Here is a 17027-nt window from a genome sequence, read left to right on the forward strand (position 1 = left end):
CCGTCACGCCGCGCGCCTGACCTACGCCGCCGGCGTCGACCTGGAGAAAACCGAAGGCACGCCGATCGGCGTCAACTGCCGCCTGTGCGAGCGCGAAAACTGCGCCCAGCGCGCCGAGCCGCCGATCACACGCACGCTCATCCTGGACGAGACGACGCGGCGGGTGTCGAGCTTCGCGTTCTCGAATGCGCGGGAGTTGTGAGGGGCACTCTCTCCTCCGTCATGGCCGGGCTTGACCCGGCCATCCACGCGCTTCAGCGTGCGAGGAAAGACGTGGATGCCCGGGACAAGCCCGGGCATGACGACCGAATATGCGGCCGCTGCTCGCCACTATCGCAAACAAGGCCCTACGCCAGCGTATGCACGATCACCGGCCCCGCAGCCGCGCTCGCATGGCCCGCAAGCAACGGCCCGAGATCCTTCTCGATCCAGGCGATCGCGCGCCGGTTCGCCTCCTCCGCCTGCTCGAACTTGTCGAAGATCGAGATCGCGGTCACCGTGTCGTCGCCGGCATAGACGACGTAATAGGCGCGGAAACCGTCGACGTCGCTGATGATCGGAACGGCGCCGTCCTTGATGCGGCGCGCCAGCTCTTCCGCGCTCCCGCTCTTTGCCTTGGCCTGACGGATGGCGGCATACATAACTTCCTCCTCCCGGCTATTGATGTGGGCTTTGTGCCCGAACCGGATGTTACGCCGAAGCGCCGGGCCCGGATACCCTCCTTGGTTAACCCCGCACTAATCTGCCGCAGCGATCTGCAACCACCGATTAAGCACGCCTCAACATCGGTGCCTTAGTCTTGCCCCACTCACTTTTCGCAAACAACGGTGGCCTATTCTGCCGGGCGAAGTGACATCAGGGGGTTCATCATGCGCATTGCGTTGCTGCTGACCGCAACCATTGTCGGCGCGCTCTTCGCCAATCCATCCCAAGCCGGATCGCTCGATGCCGATGCAGCGCAGTCGCTGCCGCCGGGCTTCCAGAGCTATCGCGGCTACATGTTCGACCTGTCGGAGAACTCCGACCGCAAGGATGTAGACAAGCTCACCGACAATCTGAAGAGCCAGATCGACGCGGTCGAGGCGGCCGGCCTGTCGCCGCGCGTGCTGCGCTTCTTCCGCACCGTGCCGATCATCGCCAGCGAGCTCGCCTGCCTCGACGAAGGTGCCGCCACCGCCTGCTACGGCCGCGTCGCCCCCAACGTCGAACGCCGCGTGCCGCGGACGCTGACGGTCTGGGACCACGACAAGCAGCGCTGGACCAATCCGAACGCCGTCGACCTCGCGGTCGATTCGGGCCTCGGCGTGATCATGCTGCGGCCGGACATGATGCGCTACGAAAAGGAGGCGGTGCTGCTGCACGAGCTCCTGCACGCCTATCACGCGCGGCTGTTGCCGGACGGCTACGCCAACAAGGGCGTGATCGCCTACTTCGCCCTTGCTAAGTCCAAGGACTTGCTCCCCAAGGAATCCTATGCGTTGAAGAATCCCATGGAATTCTTCGCCGTGACCGCCAGCATCTTCCTGGCCGGAAAGAGCGAATTCCACGATCCGAAGTCGCGCGAGACGCTCAAGGAGAAGATGCCGGACTATTACAAGTACCTGGTCGGCGTGTTTGGCTTCGACCCGGAGCCGGCGGCGGCAAACGGCCCGGTCGCCTCGCTGAAGTGAAGCGAACGTAGAGCTGCCTCAGCCAGATCAGCCAAAGAGCCGCGCGAAATGCGCGGCTTTTTTGTTTCGCAGGCCGGAAGCTGCGGATGACGCCCAGGCGGGAATTGCCAAGGCGGGGCCCGATCTGCATAGTTCCGCCCGCATCGAGACCCATTTTTCGAAGAGGATAGAACAACATGGCGGACGCCGACCTGGATGTCGTGATCCGGCAACTGGCCAGACAGCTGCATACGGGCCTGATGACCCGCGCCAAGGAGCGGCGGGATCGCTTCAACGGCCTGGCGGCCAAGGCCAAGGGCAAGGAGACCGGCGACCGCTTCAAGATGATGGCCAAGGCCACCATGGAGCAGGCCACCGCCGCCGCCAAGCGCCTGCAGATGTCCGCCGACAACGTCGCCGACAGCTACGCGCGGTCAATGCGGCTTGCCGCCAGCACCCCCGTGGCGGCGAAGGTCGAGAAGAAGGCGAACGAAGAGAAGCCGGCGAAGAAGGCCGCGAAGGCGAAGAAGGCCAAAGCCAAGAAGGCGAAGTAGGCGGATGAGGAGTATCCCTCCGCACAATCGGCGCCGTAGGGTGGGCAAAGCGAAGCGTGCCCACGCGTCTGTTGCCGTATTGTAGAGATCGTGGGCACGGCGCAAGGGCGCCTTTGCCCACCCTACGATTCCAGGATTCGGTGGATAGAGCCCCCTCACCGCCTCGGCACTGACACCTGCGTCGGCTCGGCGCTGGCGAGTTCGGCGAGCCTGGCGCGCGCGGCTTCTCGGGTGCGGCCGTCCTTGCCGGCGGGCAGCGCCAGCGCCGCCTCGAAATCGGCGCGCGCATCGTCGGCCTGGCCGCGGGCGAGGAACGCAAGGCCACGGTCGAGGCGGGCCTGCGCATCCGAGGGGTCGAGGCGGACCGCCGTGTTGTAGCTCAGAATCGCGCGGTCGAGATCGCCCGTGGCGGCGAGCGCGAGACCGCGCTGGTGATAGGGCGCAGCGCGCTTGGGATCATGCGCGATCGCCTCGTCATAGTCGGCGATGGCGAGTTCAAGATCGCCGTTCTGACGGCGCGCGAGCGCGCGGTCGCGATAGAGCGAGGCGCGATTGGGATTGAGGTGAATGGCCTCGTCGAAATCGGCGACTGCCCGCCTGAAGTCGCCATGGCGCAGCGCGATCCGTCCGCGCCCCTCATAGGCAAAGGCGATCAGCGAGCCGCGCAGCGGCGAGAAGCCGATCACGGCCGAGCAGATATCGGGATCGTCCTCGTCGCCGCAATTGACGACCATGTGCGTGGACAGGCCGACGAGCACGCACAGGACGATCAGCAATGGTACGGCAGCTCTGGTCATCTTCGACGGTGGCCGGCAGCGAGCCGGTCACGCATCCCCTTTCGAAGGAAGTGTCTCGCCGGGGTCTTAACACCGGCTCCGACGATCCTGTGTGCGCCAGGTCACAAAGCCGACCGCAAATTGCCGCAGGGTTCCGTATCAGCCCCAGGGGCCGCGTGAAGGACCACGCGAGGACGAGCGCCCCCATGGGCTGCGCGGGGGATAGTTCTCGTTGGCGCCAACCGACGGCGCCGGCCGCGTGCCGAGCTCGGCCGCGAGCTGCTGAAGCGCCGCGATGCGGTTCTGCGTCGAGGGATGGGTGGCGAACAGATTGTCCACGCCATGGCCCGACAGCGGATTGATGATGAACATGTGCGCGGTCGCGGGGTTTCGCTCGGCCTCATAGTTCGGCACCTGATGCGCGGCGCCCTCGATCTTCACCAGCGCGGAAGCCAGCCACATCGGCTGCCCCGCGATGCGCGCACCGAGATTGTCCGCGGCATATTCGCGGGTGCGGCTGATCGCCATCTGCACCAGCATGGCGCCGAGGGGGGCGAGGATCATCATCAGGATCGAGCCGACGATGCCGAGACCATTGTTGTTCTCGCGGTTGCCGCCGAAGAACATGCCGAACTGCGCCAGCATGGAGATCGCGCCCGCAATGGTCGCAGTGATCGTCATCAGCAGCGTGTCGTGATTCTTGATATGGGCGAGCTCGTGCGCGATCACGCCGGCGAGCTCCTCGCGGCTGAGCTGGCGCATCAGGCCTGTGGTGACGGCGACGGCGGCGTTTTGCGGGTTGCGGCCGGTCGCGAACGCGTTGGGCTGCACCTCATCCATCAGGAACACGCGCGGCATCGGCAAGCCTGCCCGGCCCGCAAGTTCCGCGACCAACCCGACCAGCTCCGGCGCGGTCGAACGATCGACCTCATGGGCACCGTACATCGAGAGCACCATGCGGTCGGAGTTCCAGTAGGTGAAGAGATTCGTTGCCGCGGCGATGACCAGCGCGATCATGGCGCCGGAGGCACCCCCGATCAGATAGCCCACGCCCATGAACAGGGCGGTGAGGCCTGCGAGCAGCATAGCGGTACGAAAATAGTTCATGGCCGTCTCCCAAGGCGGCCGCGGGCGAACCTCTGGCCGGCACCCCGGAGGTATGAATGCTGCCTGCCACCGCAAGGTTCGTGCGTCGCCCGGCCGCACATCCATTGCAGCGTCAGCCTTTCCCGTGCCGCTAAAGCTTGAGCGGGATTTGCGCAAAAACACCCGCATACGTTTAGCAACCCGGAAAGCGCAATCGCGGCTTAATTCGTGGTAACCGGGCACGCCGCGCGGTCGCGGCGCATTGACCGGTTCCGTTGGCACCCCGTCAGCAAGGTGACCGTCATGATGGACCGCTCGAGCGCCGCTTCCGTCGATCCCGCATCTGCTCCCTCCCCTCACGACGCCAAGACTGACGCCAAGATCGACGCGAGGACTGACGCGAAGGGTTTGCAGGAGGCGTTGTACGAGCAGATGTTCGCCAATGACGAGCCCGGCCCCGCGCCCGATGCGCAGACACAGCCGGAATCGCAGCGGCGCTGGCCACGTCTGAGGCGCGGCGCGAAGATCGCGATCGGACTTGCCCTCATCGCCATTTTCGGCTGGCTGCCGCTGCGCGCGGTTTGGGAGTATTCAAGCGTCGAGGCCGTGTTGAATTCCCGCCTCGTCACCCTGCGCACCCCGATCGGAGGCCGTGTGGCAGCCGCACAGCGCTTGACCGATCAGGCCAGGCTCGACGCCGGGACCGTGGTCCTGCGCGTGGTCAACCCGCGCGGCGATCGCACCCGGCTCGACGATCTCCGGCGGCAGAAATCGCGCCTGGAGAACGAGCGGCCGAGCCTTGCCGCCAAGCTTGCCTCGGCCCAGGCAGCGCAAAAGGACCTGGCGCGGCAGGCGACGCAATTCCGCGACGGGCGCGTGCTCCAGCTCGAGGCCCGGATCGCCGAGATCCAGACCTCGATCGAGGCCGCGGCAGCGCGGCGGGAGGAAGCCAGTGCCGCAGTCGAGCGCGCATCCTCGCTGGCGAAATCCGGCAACGTCTCGACCGTCGAGCTGGCACGGCTGACGCGCGAGCTTTCCGTATCGCAGCAGACCGAGCTCGGTGCGCGAAAGCGGCTGGACGCGGCCAAGGTCGAGCTTGCCGCGGCACGGAACGGCTCCTTCCTCGGCGACAGCTACAACGACCGGCCGAGCTCGGTGCAGCGCGAGGAAGAGATGCGCCAGCGTGCCGGCGACCTCGACGCTGACCTCGCACGCACCGACACCGAGATCGCCTGGCTCGCCAGCGAGATCATCACCGAAGAGATTCGCTTCGCCGATCTGTCCGAAGCCAACATCACGACACCCGTCACAGGGCGCGTCTGGGAGATGATGACCTCGCCGGGCGAGGACGTGCAACCCGGCCAACCGCTGCTCAAGGTGCTCGATTGCAGCGGCGCCGTCATCACCGCGAACGTCACCGAGAGCGTCTACAACCGTTTGCAGCTCGGCGACCACGCGACCTTCGAGCCGAACGACGGCGGCGCAGCGATTTCCGGCACCGTGGTCAACCTGACCGGCGCCGCCGGCGCGCCCGCCAATCTCGCCATCAATCCCGACGCGCTGAGCAAGGAGCCCTATCGCGTGACCGTTGCGCTCGGTGATGGCGCTGCCCACGCCTGCACGGTGGGACGCACCGGCCGCGTGGTGTTTGCAAGGCAAGAGACCGCGCCGTGACGACGGCGCTGACGCCCGGCCTGATTGCGCTCGGCGCCTTCATGGCGATCGTACCGCTGCTCAGGCGCGACAGCACGATGGCACGCTCGTTCCTGGCCATCGTGTCAGTCGTTTTCCTGCTCCGCTATCTCCATTGGCGCGTCACAGCGACTCTCCCGCCGCCGCATCTGACCGCGGATGCCGTGATCGGCTATCCCTTCATGCTGCTGGAAGCGGCCTCGCTCGTCGCGGTCACCTTGTCTCTGCTGTTCCTGAGCCGAACAATCGATCGTTCCAGATCAGCCAGGATCGATAGCCGCGCCTTCAATCCCGGCGCGCCGCTGATCGACGTCTTCATCTGCACCTACAACGAGGAACGATCGATCCTCGAGCGCACGATCATCGGCGCGACCGGCATGACGTATGGCAACTACCGCGTCTGGGTGCTCGACGACGGCCGACGGCCCTGGCTGCGGCGACTCGCGGGTGAACTCGGCTGCCATTATCTCACGCGGCCCGACAACCATCACGCCAAGGCCGGCAATATCAATCACGCGCTCCGACATGTCGGTGCGATGCCGAAGCCGCCGCAATTCGTGGCCATCCTCGATGCGGACTTCGTGCCGCGGCCCGACTTCCTGGCGCGGACCATCTCGCTCATGGACGATGCTTCGGTCGGGGTGGTGCAGACGCCGCAGCACTTCATCAATCCCGACCCGATCCAGAGCAACCTTGCTGCAACCGACGTTTGGCCGGACGAGCAACGCTTCTTCTTCGACATCCTGCTGCCGGCGAAGGACGCCTGGGGCGTCGCATTCTGCTGCGGCACTTCCTCACTCATTCGCTACGACGGACTGGTGCGGATCGGCGGATTTCCGACCGATTCCGTCACGGAAGACTATCTCGTCACCCTTCGCCTGAAGGAACGCGGCCTCAACACGATCTATCTCAACGAGCGGCTGACGATCGGGCTCGCGCCGGAAGGGTTGAAGGAATACATCACCCAGCGCGCCCGCTGGTGCCTCGGCTTGATGCAAATCGTGCGCGGCCGCAGCGGACCGCTGTCCAGGGAGTCGAAGCTCTCCTTCATCGACCGACTCTCGCTGGTCGATGCTTTCATGAGCTGGTCCGCGGTCTACACGTCGAAGGTGGCGGGCCTCGTGGTGCCCTGGCTGTTCCTGCTCTTCGGCATCAAGGCGGTCCGGGCCGACCTGACCGAGTTGCTCCGGTTCTTTCTGCCGTTCTATGTCTGGCACAGCCTCAGCATGGCCTGGCTGTCGCACGGCCGCTCGCTGGCCATGATGACGGACGTGTCGCAACTCATCGCCGCGCCCGCAGTGCTGAGGGCGGTGGCAACCGGTCTGCTGAGGCCGAAAGGACACAAGTTCAAGGTCACGGCGAAAGGCGGGGACCGGGACAGGAGATTTGTCGAATGGCCGCTGCTGCGGCTCTATGGCACCGCGCTTCTGGTCACGCTCGCAGCCATCGCCTATGCCTTCATCCTGCACCTGCGCGGCGAGAACATCGCCTACGGCGGGCTGGCTCTGACCTGGAGCCTCTACAACGCGTTCATCCTCACAGTGGTCTGCTTCGTCTGCATCGAGCAACCGCGAAAGCGCAAGGCGGAGCGTTTTGATCGCAATGAGACGGTGCTGCTGCGCCAGCAAGGCAAGTCGCATCTCGCGCGGCTCGCCGACATCTCGATCACCGGCGCCCGCCTGATCGATCCCGATCCGCCGCACCCCGGCAGCGCGATCGAATGCCGGATCTATGGCCGCCCGATCGCCGCGGTCGTGGTGCGGCGGACCGCGGATGGATTCGCGGTGCGTTTCGAGGAAGGCATGGATACACGCGTGCATGCGATCAGGGCGTTCTATGCTGGCGAGTATGTTCGCGCCTATCAGGGCGTCAGGGCGCTCCCGGTCGGGAAAGCGCTGCTGATGCGGCTGTTCGGCTAGGCCGGCATCCACTCGCATTCCGTATGCTGGCATGGGACGGAAAGGATGGCCTGAGGCCATCACTTCACCTAAACTTCGGGCGAATCCACGCCTGCCCCTTCCCCCGCCGGAACCCCAATGGTCCAGACCCGATTTCTGATCGCGGCCGTCGCGCTCCTCGCATGCTCCGCCACCGCCTCCGCCCAGTTCGCGCCGCCGCCCGCCAAACCCGTGGCGCCCAGGACCACCGCAGCCTCGCCGCGTGCGGCGTCGTGCCATAACGGTGCGAACTTCGATCGCTTTCTCGCCGACGTGAAGCAACAGGCTGTGGCTGCCGGCGTATCGCAGCGGACGATCGCGGAGGCTTCGCCCTACCTCGTCTACGACCAGGGCATCGTCAACCGCGACCGCGGCCAGCGCGTGTTCGGCCAGCTCTTCACCGAATTCGCCGGACGCATGGCGGCGCCCTATCGGATGCAGAACGGGCAGCAGCACATCAAGCAATACGCCGCCGCGTTCGCACGCGCCGAAAAGGAATATGGCGTGCCGCCGGCGGTGATCGCCGCGTTCTGGGGGCTGGAGAGCGACTTCGGCGCCAACATGGGAAATCTGCAAACGCTGAAATCGCTGGTGTCGCTGGCCTATGACTGCCGGCGCTCGGAAATGTTCGTGGGCGAGACCATCGCCGCGCTGAAGATCATCGACCGCGGCGATCTGCATCCCGACGAGATGATCGGCTCGTGGGCCGGCGAGCTCGGGCAGACCCAGTTCCTGCCTGTGCATTACGTCAACTACGCCGTCGATTATGACGGCGACGGACGGCGCGATCTGTTGCGGTCGCCAGCCGACGTGATCGGCTCGACCGCGAACTACATTGCCAACGGCCTGAAGTGGCGGCGCGGCGAGCCGTGGCTGGAAGAGATCAAGGTGCCGCAAAACCTGCCGTGGGAGCAGACCGACCTCACGGTGCGAGAGCCGCGCTCGAAATGGGCGCTGCTTGGCGTCACCTATCCCGACGGCCGGCCGCTGCCGAATGACAATCTCGCAGCCTCCGTACTGCTGCCGATGGGACGCAATGGTCCGGCCTTCATGGCGTACCCGAATTTCGCGGCCTACACCGAGTGGAATAACTCGCTGATCTATTCGACCACCGCAGGCTATCTCGCCTCGCGCATTGCAGGTGCCGCGCCGATGCGCAAGCCGACGGCGCCGGTGGCGCAGCTGCCGTTCAACGAGCTCAAGGAATTGCAGCAACTGCTCGTGCGTGCCGGCTTCAATGTCGGCAAGGTCGACGGCGTGCTGGGCCAGCAGAGCCGCGCGGCCGTCAAGGCGATGCAAATCAAGCACGGCCTGCCGGCCGATTCCTGGCCGACCGCCGACCTGCTGGCGCGCATGCGCGGCGCCACGGCGCAGGCGCAGCCGGCGGGGATGGTGAGGTAGAATTTTCGCACTGCACAAGCGGCTTCCCGCGATTGTATTTTTCCGTGAGCCTCCCATGTGAGTAGCTCAGGTTTTCTCCTGAGATTTCCCATTCACAAGCGAGCATCACATGTCCCTCTACGACGCGGCCGTCCCCGCCTATTTGCAAATGCTGAACAGCCTCACCGGCCTGCTCACCAAAGCCGAGGCGCATTGCGCGGCCAGGAAGATCGATCCCAGCGTCCTGCTCGGCTCGCGCCTCTTCCCGGACATGCTGCCGCTGTCGAAGCAGGTCCAGCTCGTCAGCGATTTCGCCGCCAAGGGCTGCGCCCGGCTGACCCATAGCGAGGTGCCCTCGACGCCCGACACCGAGACCAGCTTTGCGGAATTGAAGCAGCGGCTGGCCAAGACCATCGACTATGTGAAGTCGTTCAAGCCCGAGCAGTTCGAAGGTGCCGAGACCAAAGACGTCACCTTCCCCGCCGGCCCCGACAAATCCATCACCATGAAGGGCCAGCAATTCCTGAGCGCGTTCTCGCTGCCGAACTTCTATTTCCACGCCACGACCGCCCACGGCATTTTGCGCCACAACGGCGTCGAGATCGGCAAGCGGGATTTTATGGGCGCGAACTGATTTGCGAAATTGCACGGCCGTGGCGGTCGTAATCCACTGTCACGGCCAAAATCGCACATGAATTATGCTACGCGGGCCCCGTCGCGTAGCTCGCCTGCACTTTCCGTATGGCTTCTCCCTTGCGCCCGATGTCGCGATGCACAAGTGTTCGGGACCTCACACCCTGGAAGCATTCCCCATGAGCCGTTCGACCAAATTGTTTGAGACCTACAAGCTCGGCCCGATCACGCTGGCCAACCGCCTGGTGATGGCGCCGCTGACGCGCAACCGAGCCGTGCCCGGCACATTCGTGCCTGGTGCGCTCGCCGCCGATTATTATGGCCAGCGCGCCTCCGCAGGGCTCCTGATCACCGAAGCGAGCCAGATCTCGCAGCAGGGCCAGGGCTACCAGGACACGCCCGGCATCTATTCCAAGGACCAGGTTGCCGGCTGGCGCAAGGTCACCGACAAGGTGCACGCGCGCGGCGGCAAGATCTTCATCCAGCTCTGGCATGTCGGCCGCATCTCGCATGTCGATCTGCAGGCGGGTGGCGCAGCCCCTGTGGCACCGAGCGCGATCCGCGCCAAGGGCAAGACCTTCGTGAACGGCGGCTTCGCCGACGTCTCCGAACCGCGCGCGCTCGAGCTCGCCGAAATCCCCGGGATTATCGACGATTTCAAGCGCGCCACGAAGAACGCGCTGGAGGCCGGCTTCGACGGCGTCGAGATTCACGGCGCCAACGGTTATTTACTTGAGCAGTTTGCCAAGGACGGCGCCAACAAGCGCACCGACGCCTATGGTGGCTCGATCGAGAACCGCGCGCGGCTGATGCTGGAGGTGTCCAAGGCCGTGGTGGCCGAGGCCGGTGCCGACCGTACCGGCATCCGCATCTCGCCGGTGACGCCGGCCAACGATATCTCGGATTCCAACCCGCAAGCCCTGTATGACCATATCGTCGACGGCCTCAGCGCGCTGAAGCTGGTCTATCTCCATGTCGTCGAAGGCGCCACCGGCGGCCCGCGCGACATCGCGCCGTTTGATTATGCATCCTTGCGCAAGCGCTTTGCCGGCGCCTATGTCGCCAATAACGGCTACGATTTCGGTCTCGCCACCAAGGTGCTGGACACCAATGCGGCCGACCTCATCGCCTTCGGCAAGCCCTTCATCTCCAACCCCGACCTCGTCGAGCGGCTGAAGCAGGGCGCAGCACTGAACGACTGGGACAAGAACACGTTCTACGGCGGCGGCGCGAAGGGTTACACGGATTACCCGACGCTGGCGGCCGAGCCGGCGGAGTAAGGCTTCGCGCTCTCCGCCGTCATTGCGAGGAGCCGGCGACAAAATTGCGAAGCAATTTTGCGCTGGCGACGAAGCAATCCAGACTGCCTCCGCCGGAAGATTCTGGATTGCTTCGCTGCGCTCGCAATGACGGTGTGGTGAACAGAGTGGCTCACAACAAAAAGGCCGGGATCGCTCCCGGCCTTTCGATTTTGATGGATGGCCGGGTCCAGCCCGGCCATGACGTCTCACGACGTCACTTCGCTTCCGCGCGCTTGGGCGGGGTGGCCGGCCACGACTTGATCAGGGTGTCGTAGTCGACGGTCTCGCCCTTCGGCTTCTCGTTGGCGAGCTTGCGCTGCGGAGCAATCGTGCCGTCCTTCTGGGCCTTGGCGAACCAGTATTCGGCCGTCTCCTTCTTGTGCAGCTTGGGACCGCAGGCGCCCTGCACGCCGGACTTCTCCAGGCGCTCCATGACGGAGTCCTGAGCGGCGGCCAGCGCGTCCATCGCCTGCTGCGGGGTCTTCGCACCGGACGACGCATCGCCGATGTTCTGCCACCACAGCTGCGCGAGCTTCGGGTAGTCGGGCACGTTGTTGCCGGTCGGGGTCCACTGCACGCGCGCGGGCGAGCGGTAGAACTCGATCAGGCCGCCGAGCTTCGGCGCACGCTCGGTGAACGACTTGTCCCAGATGTCGGATTCACGGATGAAGGTGAGACCGACATGGCTCTTCTTCAAGCTCACCGACTTCGAGATGATGAACTGGAGATAGAGCCAAGCCGCCTTGCGGCGATCCGCCGGGGTCGACTTCAGCAGCGTCACGGAGCCGGCGTCCTGGTAGCCGAGCTTCATGCCTTCCTTCCAGTACGAACCGTGCGGCGAGGGAGCCATACGCCATTTCGGCGTACCGTCCGCGTTCATCACGGCGATGCCCGGCTTCACCATGTCGGCGGTGAAAGCGGTGTACCAGAACATCTGCTGGGCGATGTTGCCCTGCGCCGGCACCGGGCCTGCTTCGGAGAACGTCATGCCCTGCGCCTGCGGCGGCGCGTACTTCTTCAGCCACTCGAGGTACTTGGTGATCGAGTAGACCGCGGCGGGACCGTTGGTGTCGCCACCACGCTCCACCGAGGAGCCGACCGGACGGCAGCCTTCCATGCGGATGCCCCATTCGTCGACAGGCAGGCCGTTCGGAATGCCCTTGTCACCGTTGCCGGCCATCGACAGCCAGGCGTCGGTGAAGCGCCATCCGAGCGAGGGGTCCTTCTTGCCATAGTCCATATGGCCGTAGACCTTGACGCCGTTGATCTCCTTGATGTCGTTGGTGAAGAACTCGGCGATGTCCTCATAGGCGGACCAGTTCACGGGCACGCCGAGCTCGTAGCCATACTTGGCCTTGAACTTGGCCTTGTAGTCGGCGTTGGTGAACCAGTCGTAGCGGAACCAATAGAGGTTGGCGAACTGCTGGTCGGGCAGCTGATAGAGCTTGCCGTCCGGCCCCGTGGTGAACGACTTGCCGATGAAGTCGTTGACGTCGAGCATGGGATCGGTGACGTCCTTGCCCTCGCCGGTCATGTAGTCCGAGAGCACGACGGTCTGGCCGTAGCGGAAATGCGTGCCGATCAGGTCGGAATCGTTGATCCAGCCGTCATAGACGTTCTTGCCGGACTGCATCTGGGTCTGCAGCTTCTCGACGACGTCACCTTCCTGGATGAGGTCGTGCTTGAGCTTGATGCCGGTGAGCTCGGAGAACGCCTTGGCCAGCGTCTGCGACTCGTATTCGTGGGTCGTGATGGTCTCGGAGACGACGTTGATCTCCATGCCCTTGAAGGGCTCGGCGGCCTTGGCGAACCACTCCAGCTCCTTCTTCTGGTCTTCCTTCGACAGCGTCGAGGGAGTGAATTCCGCGATCCACTTCTGGATCACGGCGTCGTCGGCGGCGCGGACCGGCGCCGAGACGGCGAACGACACCGCAATGATGGCGGCGGCGCTGGACATGGTCAGAAAGCTATTCTTGGCCAATGGACCTTTCCTTCTCCTAAACTGTCGCATGTTGTTCCTCCGTTGCAGCGACAAACTTTTATACAGACCCGGATTGCCCCCGGATCTGGCCGTCCCTTCGCGAGCTTCAGACCGTGCGAAAAATGAGCACGGCCGTGACCAGCGAAATTCCACTTGCGAGCCACAGGCGCGAGATTTCAACGCCCTCCTCGCCGATCGGCAGCGTTGCGATCGCATCGGTGCCGAAGAAGCCGATCCAGAGAAGGTGGATGACCGCCGCCGATATCAGCGAGATGAACAGGCGGTCGCCGCGCGTGGTTGGAATTCGGAGCACGCCGACGCGCTCGGCTTCGGGATAGACCGCCGCAAGCCACGTCATCACGGCGAGCGTGCAGGCGAGCGCGGCGAAGAAGATCGCCGTCGGCAGCGTCCAGGCCATCCATGCGATGGATTCCATTGATGCCTCCTTACACGCGACCGAGCGCAAAACCGCTCGCGATGTAGTTGCGGACGAACCAGATCACGAGCGCGCCCGGGATGATGGTGAGCACGCCGGCCGCTGCCAAGAGGCCCCAATCCATGCCCGATGCCGATACCGTGCGGGTCATGATCGCCGCGATCGGCTTGGCCGACACTGAGGTCAGCGTGCGCGCAAGCAGAAGCTCGACCCAGGAGAACATGAAGCAGAAGAAGGCGGCGACACCGATGCCGCTCGCGATCAACGGCACCAGGATCTTGATGAAGAAGCGCGGGAAGGAATAGCCGTCGAGGAAGGCGGTCTCGTCAATCTCGCGCGGCACGCCGGAGACGAAGCCCTCGAGGATCCACACCGCCAGCGGCACGTTGAAGATGCAATGCGCGAGCGCGACCGCCCACGGCGTATCGAACAGGCCGATCGCCGAATAAAGGTTGAAGAACGGCAGCGCGTAGACCGCGGCCGGCGCCATGCGGTTCGACAAGAGCCAGAAGAACAGATGCTTGTCGCCGAGGAAGCGGCAGCGCGAGAAGGCGTAGGCCGCAGGCAAGGCCACCGAGATCGAGATGATGGTGTTGAGAACGACATATTCCAGCGAGTTGATGTAGCCGGAATACCAGCTCTCGTCGGTGAAGATGCGCTTGTAGTGCTGCAGCGTCGGGGTATGCGGCCACAGCGTCATCGTCGAGACGATCTCGCTGTTGGTCTTGAAGCTCATGTTGACGAGCCAGTAGATCGGCAGCAGCAGGAAGATCAGGAACAGCCCCATGATGAGGCGGCGGCCGGGAATCGAATGCATCAGGCCACTCCTTCCTTTGGCTTGAGCGCGGTCACGGGCTTGAGCGCGGCCGCAGGCTTCGGCTCCGCCGCCGGCTCACTTTCGGCCTGAACCTTCCGCTCGGCGCCGGCATTGGTCATGACGGTATAGAAGATCCAGCAGACGATCAGGATGATCAGATTGTAGACCAGCGACAGCGCCGCGGCCTTGCCGAGGTCGAACTGGCCGAGCGCGATCTTGACGAGCTCGATCGACACGAAGGTGGTGGAGTTGCCGGGCCCGCCGCCGGTGACCACGAACGGCTCGGTGTAGATCATGAAGCTGTCCATGAAGCGGAGCAGCACGGCGATCAACAGCACCCGGTTCATCTTCGGCAGCTGGATCGCCTTGAACACGGCCCAGCGCGAGGCACCGTCGATCTGGGCGGCCTGGTAATAGGCTTCGGGAATCGATTTCAGGCCGGCATAGCAGAGCAGCGCGACGAGGCTGGTCCAGTGCCAGACGTCCATCACGATGACGGTGACCCAGGCGTCGATGTCGTTGGAGACGTAATTGTAGTCGATGCCCGCGGCATTGAGGACGTAGCCGAGCAGCCCGATGTCGGGACGCCCGAAGATCTGCCAGATCGTGCCGACCACGTTCCACGGAATCAGCAGCGGCAGTGCGAGGATCACGAGGCAGGCCGCCACCGTCCAGCCCTCGCGCGGCATCGACAACGCGACGACGATGCCGAGCGGCACCTCGATCGCGAGGATCACCAGCGAGAAGAACAGATTGCGTCCGAGCGAGGCAAGGAAGCGGCCGCCGAGATCGGTCGACGGATCGAGCAATTCCTTGAACCAGCCGACGCCGTTCCAGAAGAACTGGTTGTTGCCGAAGGTGTCCTGCATCGAATAGTTCACCACCGTCATCAGCGGCAGCACCGCCGAGAAGGCGACGACCAGGAACACCGGCAGCACCAGGAACCAGGCTTTTTGGTTGACGGTCTTGTCCATCAGGCGGCCCCCTCCACCAGAAGGCTGTCGGCATAGACGTGGACGTGCGACGGATCGAATTTCAGTCCGGCCATGCCATCCGAGCTGGTGAATCCCGCGGGCGCGCGCGCCGCGAGCTTTGCATCACCGAAGCGGGCGCGCGCAAAACGGATGCGGCCGAGATCGTCGAGGCGCTCGATCTTCGCGGTGAGCAGGCCGGGCGCGGGGGCCACGACCTCCACGAATTCGGGACGGACGCCGATCTCGATCTTCGCGCCGACAGGCAGATTGTCGTAGGCACGGTTCAGCGCGATGACGTGACCGCCGATGCGCGCCTCGCGCCCCCTCACCTCGGCCGGCAGGATGTTCATGCCGGGCGAGCCGATGAAATAGCCGACGAAGGTGTGCGCCGGCTTGTCAAACAGCTCGGCAGGCGTACCGCTCTGCACCACGCGGCCGTCATGCATGACGACGACGGTGTCGGCGAAGGTCAGCGCCTCGGTCTGGTCGTGGGTGACGTAGATCATTGTGAGGTCGAGCTCACGGTGCAGCGCTTTCAGCTTGGAGCGGAGCTGCCATTTCAATTCGGGATCGATCACCGTCAGCGGCTCGTCGAACAGCACGGCGGCGACGTCGGAGCGGACGAGGCCACGGCCGAGCGAGATCTTCTGCTTGGCGTCAGCGGTCAGCCGCGTCGCCTTGCGGTTTAGATAGGGTTCGAGGTCGAGCAGGCGGCCGATCTCGGCGACGCGCTTGTCGATTTCGGCCTTCGGCACGCCACGGTTCTTCAGCGGAAACGCCAAATTCTGTCCGACCGTCATGGTGTCGTAGATCACCGGAAACTGGAACACCTGCGCGATATTGCGCTTCTGGGTTGACAGAGGTGTGATGTCCTTGCCGTCGAACAGGATTTGCCCCCGCGACGGCGTGATGATGCCGGAGATGACGTTGAGCAGCGTGGTCTTGCCGCAGCCGGACGGACCAAGCAGCGCATACGCACCGCCCTGCCGCCAGGTCATGGTCACCGGCTTCAGCGCAAAGCTGTCCTGCGGCGCATCATTGCCGCCGTAGGAATGGGCGAGATCGACGAGGTCAATGCGGGCCATGGCGCATCCCCTCCTACGATCCAGGTGCTGCGACCAGCCGGTCGGCAGCGTCGAACACGAAGACATCATTCGGATCGAGCACGGCATCGAGCATCTGGCCGGGCTCGAACTCGTGAACGCCGTGCAGCACCGCCACCCAGTTCGATCCTTCGCGGGTCAGATGCACGAAACTCTCCGAACCGGTGATCTCGGTCACCGTGACAGTGGCATGGAAGGCATGACGATCAGCCTCGCCATTGGCGAGCGCGAGCTGATGCGCGCGAAAACCGACGCGATAGGCGCCGTCGGCAAGGCCTGAATAAAGGCCGGAGGCAGGCGAAGCAGTGCCGCCGGCATATTGAACGGAGCCGTTCTTCTTCTCGATACCGACGAGATTGAGCGGCGGATCGGAAAACACCTGAGCAACGCGCAGCGTCTGCGGCCGGCGGTAGACATTGGCGGTCTCGCCGATCTGGAGCGCCTGGCCTTCCCACATGCACACCGTGTTGCCGCCGAGCAAAAGCGCCTCGGTCGGCTCGGTGGTGGCATAGACGAAGATCGCGCCCGAGGCCTCGAAGATGCGCGGCAGCTCGGCGCGCAGCTCCTCGCGCAGCTTGTAGTCGAGATTGGCGAGCGGCTCGTCGAGCAGCACGAGATCGGCGCCCTTGACCAGCGCGCGCGCGATCGCGGTGCGCTGCTGCTGGCCGCCGGAGAGCTGGAGCGGCGTGCGCTTCAGAAACGGCTCCC

General features: G+C 64.5%; 17 protein-coding genes. 8 read left to right on the forward strand and 9 right to left on the reverse strand.

The features are described from left to right. Positions 1–202: short-chain fatty acyl-CoA regulator family protein (locus IC66_RS42555; RefSeq protein WP_162131333.1), on the forward strand; the 202-nt coding region annotated here is incomplete at its 5' end. A gap of 145 nt (positions 203–347) precedes the next feature. On the opposite strand, the gene IC66_RS47135 is transcribed toward IC66_RS42555, so the two are convergent. After that, the gene (locus IC66_RS47135; RefSeq protein ID WP_014497428.1) at positions 348–641 is read right to left on the reverse strand and encodes an antibiotic biosynthesis monooxygenase; all 294 of its coding nucleotides are present in this window, start codon (positions 639–641) and stop codon (positions 348–350) included. A 228-nt stretch (positions 642–869) separates the two neighbouring features. Here IC66_RS47135 and IC66_RS0116275 point away from each other — a divergent pair, with 228 nt between their 5' ends. Together IC66_RS0116275 and IC66_RS0116280 are read left to right on the forward strand one after the other, a co-directional pair. Further along, entirely contained in the window at positions 870–1670 is an 801-nt protein-coding gene (locus tag IC66_RS0116275; protein ID WP_026202904.1) for a hypothetical protein, read from the forward strand. 176 nt (positions 1671–1846) lie between these two features. After that, the gene (locus IC66_RS0116280) at positions 1847–2203 is read left to right on the forward strand and encodes a hypothetical protein (protein WP_028141729.1); all 357 of its coding nucleotides are present in this window, start codon (positions 1847–1849) and stop codon (positions 2201–2203) included. 155 nt (positions 2204–2358) lie between these two features. Here IC66_RS0116280 and IC66_RS0116285 read toward each other — a convergent pair whose 3' ends face one another. Beyond that, positions 2359–3000, reverse strand: coding sequence for a tetratricopeptide repeat protein (locus IC66_RS0116285; RefSeq protein ID WP_028141730.1), 642 nt, complete (start codon positions 2998–3000; stop codon positions 2359–2361). A 138-nt stretch (positions 3001–3138) separates the two neighbouring features. Further along, entirely contained in the window at positions 3139–4086 is a 948-nt protein-coding gene (gene htpX / locus IC66_RS0116290) for a zinc metalloprotease HtpX (RefSeq protein ID WP_028141731.1), read from the reverse strand. Between the two features lie 282 nt (positions 4087–4368). On the opposite strand from htpX, the gene IC66_RS0116295 reads away from it, so the two are divergent. The 5 genes from IC66_RS0116295 (at position 4369) to IC66_RS0116315 (ending at position 10987) form a co-directional block, all read left to right on the forward strand. Continuing rightward, a complete protein-coding gene (locus IC66_RS0116295; RefSeq protein WP_038948332.1) occupies positions 4369–5739 on the forward strand; it encodes an HlyD family secretion protein in 1371 nt (456 codons plus the stop codon). Then, positions 5736–7676, forward strand: coding sequence for a glycosyltransferase (locus tag IC66_RS0116300; RefSeq protein WP_028141733.1), 1941 nt, complete (start codon positions 5736–5738; stop codon positions 7674–7676). Before IC66_RS0116295 ends, IC66_RS0116300 begins: the two co-directional genes overlap by 4 nt. Positions 7677–7793: 117 nt before the next feature. Next, positions 7794–9095, forward strand: coding sequence for a lytic murein transglycosylase (locus IC66_RS0116305; protein ID WP_038948334.1), 1302 nt, complete (start codon positions 7794–7796; stop codon positions 9093–9095). Positions 9096–9204: 109 nt separating this feature from the next. After that, complete coding sequence (locus IC66_RS0116310; protein WP_028141735.1) at positions 9205–9708, forward strand: DUF1993 domain-containing protein; 504 nt, start codon at positions 9205–9207, stop codon at positions 9706–9708. 178 nt (positions 9709–9886) lie between these two features. Further along, positions 9887–10987 carry an alkene reductase gene (locus tag IC66_RS0116315; protein ID WP_028141736.1) on the forward strand — a complete coding sequence of 367 codons (1101 nt, stop codon included), beginning with the start codon at positions 9887–9889 and terminating at the stop codon, positions 10985–10987. Between the two features lie 235 nt (positions 10988–11222). Here the strand turns inward: IC66_RS0116315 and IC66_RS0116320 are convergent, their stop codons facing one another. The 6 genes from IC66_RS0116320 to IC66_RS0116345 form a co-directional block, all read right to left on the reverse strand. Continuing rightward, positions 11223–12965, reverse strand: coding sequence for an ABC transporter substrate-binding protein (locus tag IC66_RS0116320; RefSeq protein WP_026202903.1), 1743 nt, complete (start codon positions 12963–12965; stop codon positions 11223–11225). Between the two features lie 130 nt (positions 12966–13095). Continuing rightward, entirely contained in the window at positions 13096–13425 is a 330-nt protein-coding gene (locus IC66_RS0116325) for a DUF2160 domain-containing protein (RefSeq protein WP_018323269.1), read from the reverse strand. A gap of 10 nt (positions 13426–13435) precedes the next feature. Next, positions 13436–14242, reverse strand: coding sequence for a carbohydrate ABC transporter permease (locus tag IC66_RS0116330; RefSeq protein ID WP_038948335.1), 807 nt, complete (start codon positions 14240–14242; stop codon positions 13436–13438). Beyond that, complete coding sequence (locus tag IC66_RS0116335; RefSeq protein ID WP_028141737.1) at positions 14242–15216, reverse strand: carbohydrate ABC transporter permease; 975 nt, start codon at positions 15214–15216, stop codon at positions 14242–14244. Before IC66_RS0116335 ends, IC66_RS0116330 begins: the two co-directional genes overlap by 1 nt. Beyond that, positions 15216–16301, reverse strand: coding sequence for an ABC transporter ATP-binding protein (locus IC66_RS0116340; protein WP_038948336.1), 1086 nt, complete (start codon positions 16299–16301; stop codon positions 15216–15218). Before IC66_RS0116340 ends, IC66_RS0116335 begins: the two co-directional genes overlap by 1 nt. A gap of 13 nt (positions 16302–16314) precedes the next feature. Continuing rightward, positions 16315–17027, reverse strand: a 713-nt coding sequence (locus tag IC66_RS0116345) for an ABC transporter ATP-binding protein (protein WP_038948338.1), incomplete at its 5' end; no start/stop codon positions are given.

Origin of the sequence: Bradyrhizobium genomosp. III (assembly GCF_000261705.1) — a bacterium.
In the GTDB taxonomy this organism is placed as follows: Bacteria; Pseudomonadota; Alphaproteobacteria; order Rhizobiales; family Xanthobacteraceae; genus Bradyrhizobium; species Bradyrhizobium ottawaense.

Coding starts and splice junctions, on each gene's coding strand:
- IC66_RS0116280 (WP_028141729.1), top strand. CDS start 1,847: ATGGCGGACGCCGACCTGGATGTCGTGATCCGGCAACTGGCCAGACAG.
- IC66_RS0116310 (WP_028141735.1), top strand. CDS start 9,205: ATGTCCCTCTACGACGCGGCCGTCCCCGCCTATTTGCAAATGCTGAAC.
- IC66_RS0116325 (WP_018323269.1), bottom strand. CDS start 13,425: ATGGAATCCATCGCATGGATGGCCTGGACGCTGCCGACGGCGATCTTC.
- IC66_RS0116295 (WP_038948332.1), top strand. CDS start 4,369: ATGATGGACCGCTCGAGCGCCGCTTCCGTCGATCCCGCATCTGCTCCC.
- IC66_RS0116275 (WP_026202904.1), top strand. CDS start 870: ATGCGCATTGCGTTGCTGCTGACCGCAACCATTGTCGGCGCGCTCTTC.
- IC66_RS0116285 (WP_028141730.1), bottom strand. CDS start 3,000: ATGACCAGAGCTGCCGTACCATTGCTGATCGTCCTGTGCGTGCTCGTC.
- IC66_RS0116320 (WP_026202903.1), bottom strand. CDS start 12,965: ATGTCCAGCGCCGCCGCCATCATTGCGGTGTCGTTCGCCGTCTCGGCG.
- htpX (WP_028141731.1), bottom strand. CDS start 4,086: ATGAACTATTTTCGTACCGCTATGCTGCTCGCAGGCCTCACCGCCCTG.
- IC66_RS0116330 (WP_038948335.1), bottom strand. CDS start 14,242: ATGCATTCGATTCCCGGCCGCCGCCTCATCATGGGGCTGTTCCTGATC.
- IC66_RS0116335 (WP_028141737.1), bottom strand. CDS start 15,216: ATGGACAAGACCGTCAACCAAAAAGCCTGGTTCCTGGTGCTGCCGGTG.
- IC66_RS0116305 (WP_038948334.1), top strand. CDS start 7,794: ATGGTCCAGACCCGATTTCTGATCGCGGCCGTCGCGCTCCTCGCATGC.
- IC66_RS47135 (WP_014497428.1), bottom strand. CDS start 641: ATGTATGCCGCCATCCGTCAGGCCAAGGCAAAGAGCGGGAGCGCGGAA.
- IC66_RS0116340 (WP_038948336.1), bottom strand. CDS start 16,301: ATGGCCCGCATTGACCTCGTCGATCTCGCCCATTCCTACGGCGGCAAT.
- IC66_RS0116315 (WP_028141736.1), top strand. CDS start 9,887: ATGAGCCGTTCGACCAAATTGTTTGAGACCTACAAGCTCGGCCCGATC.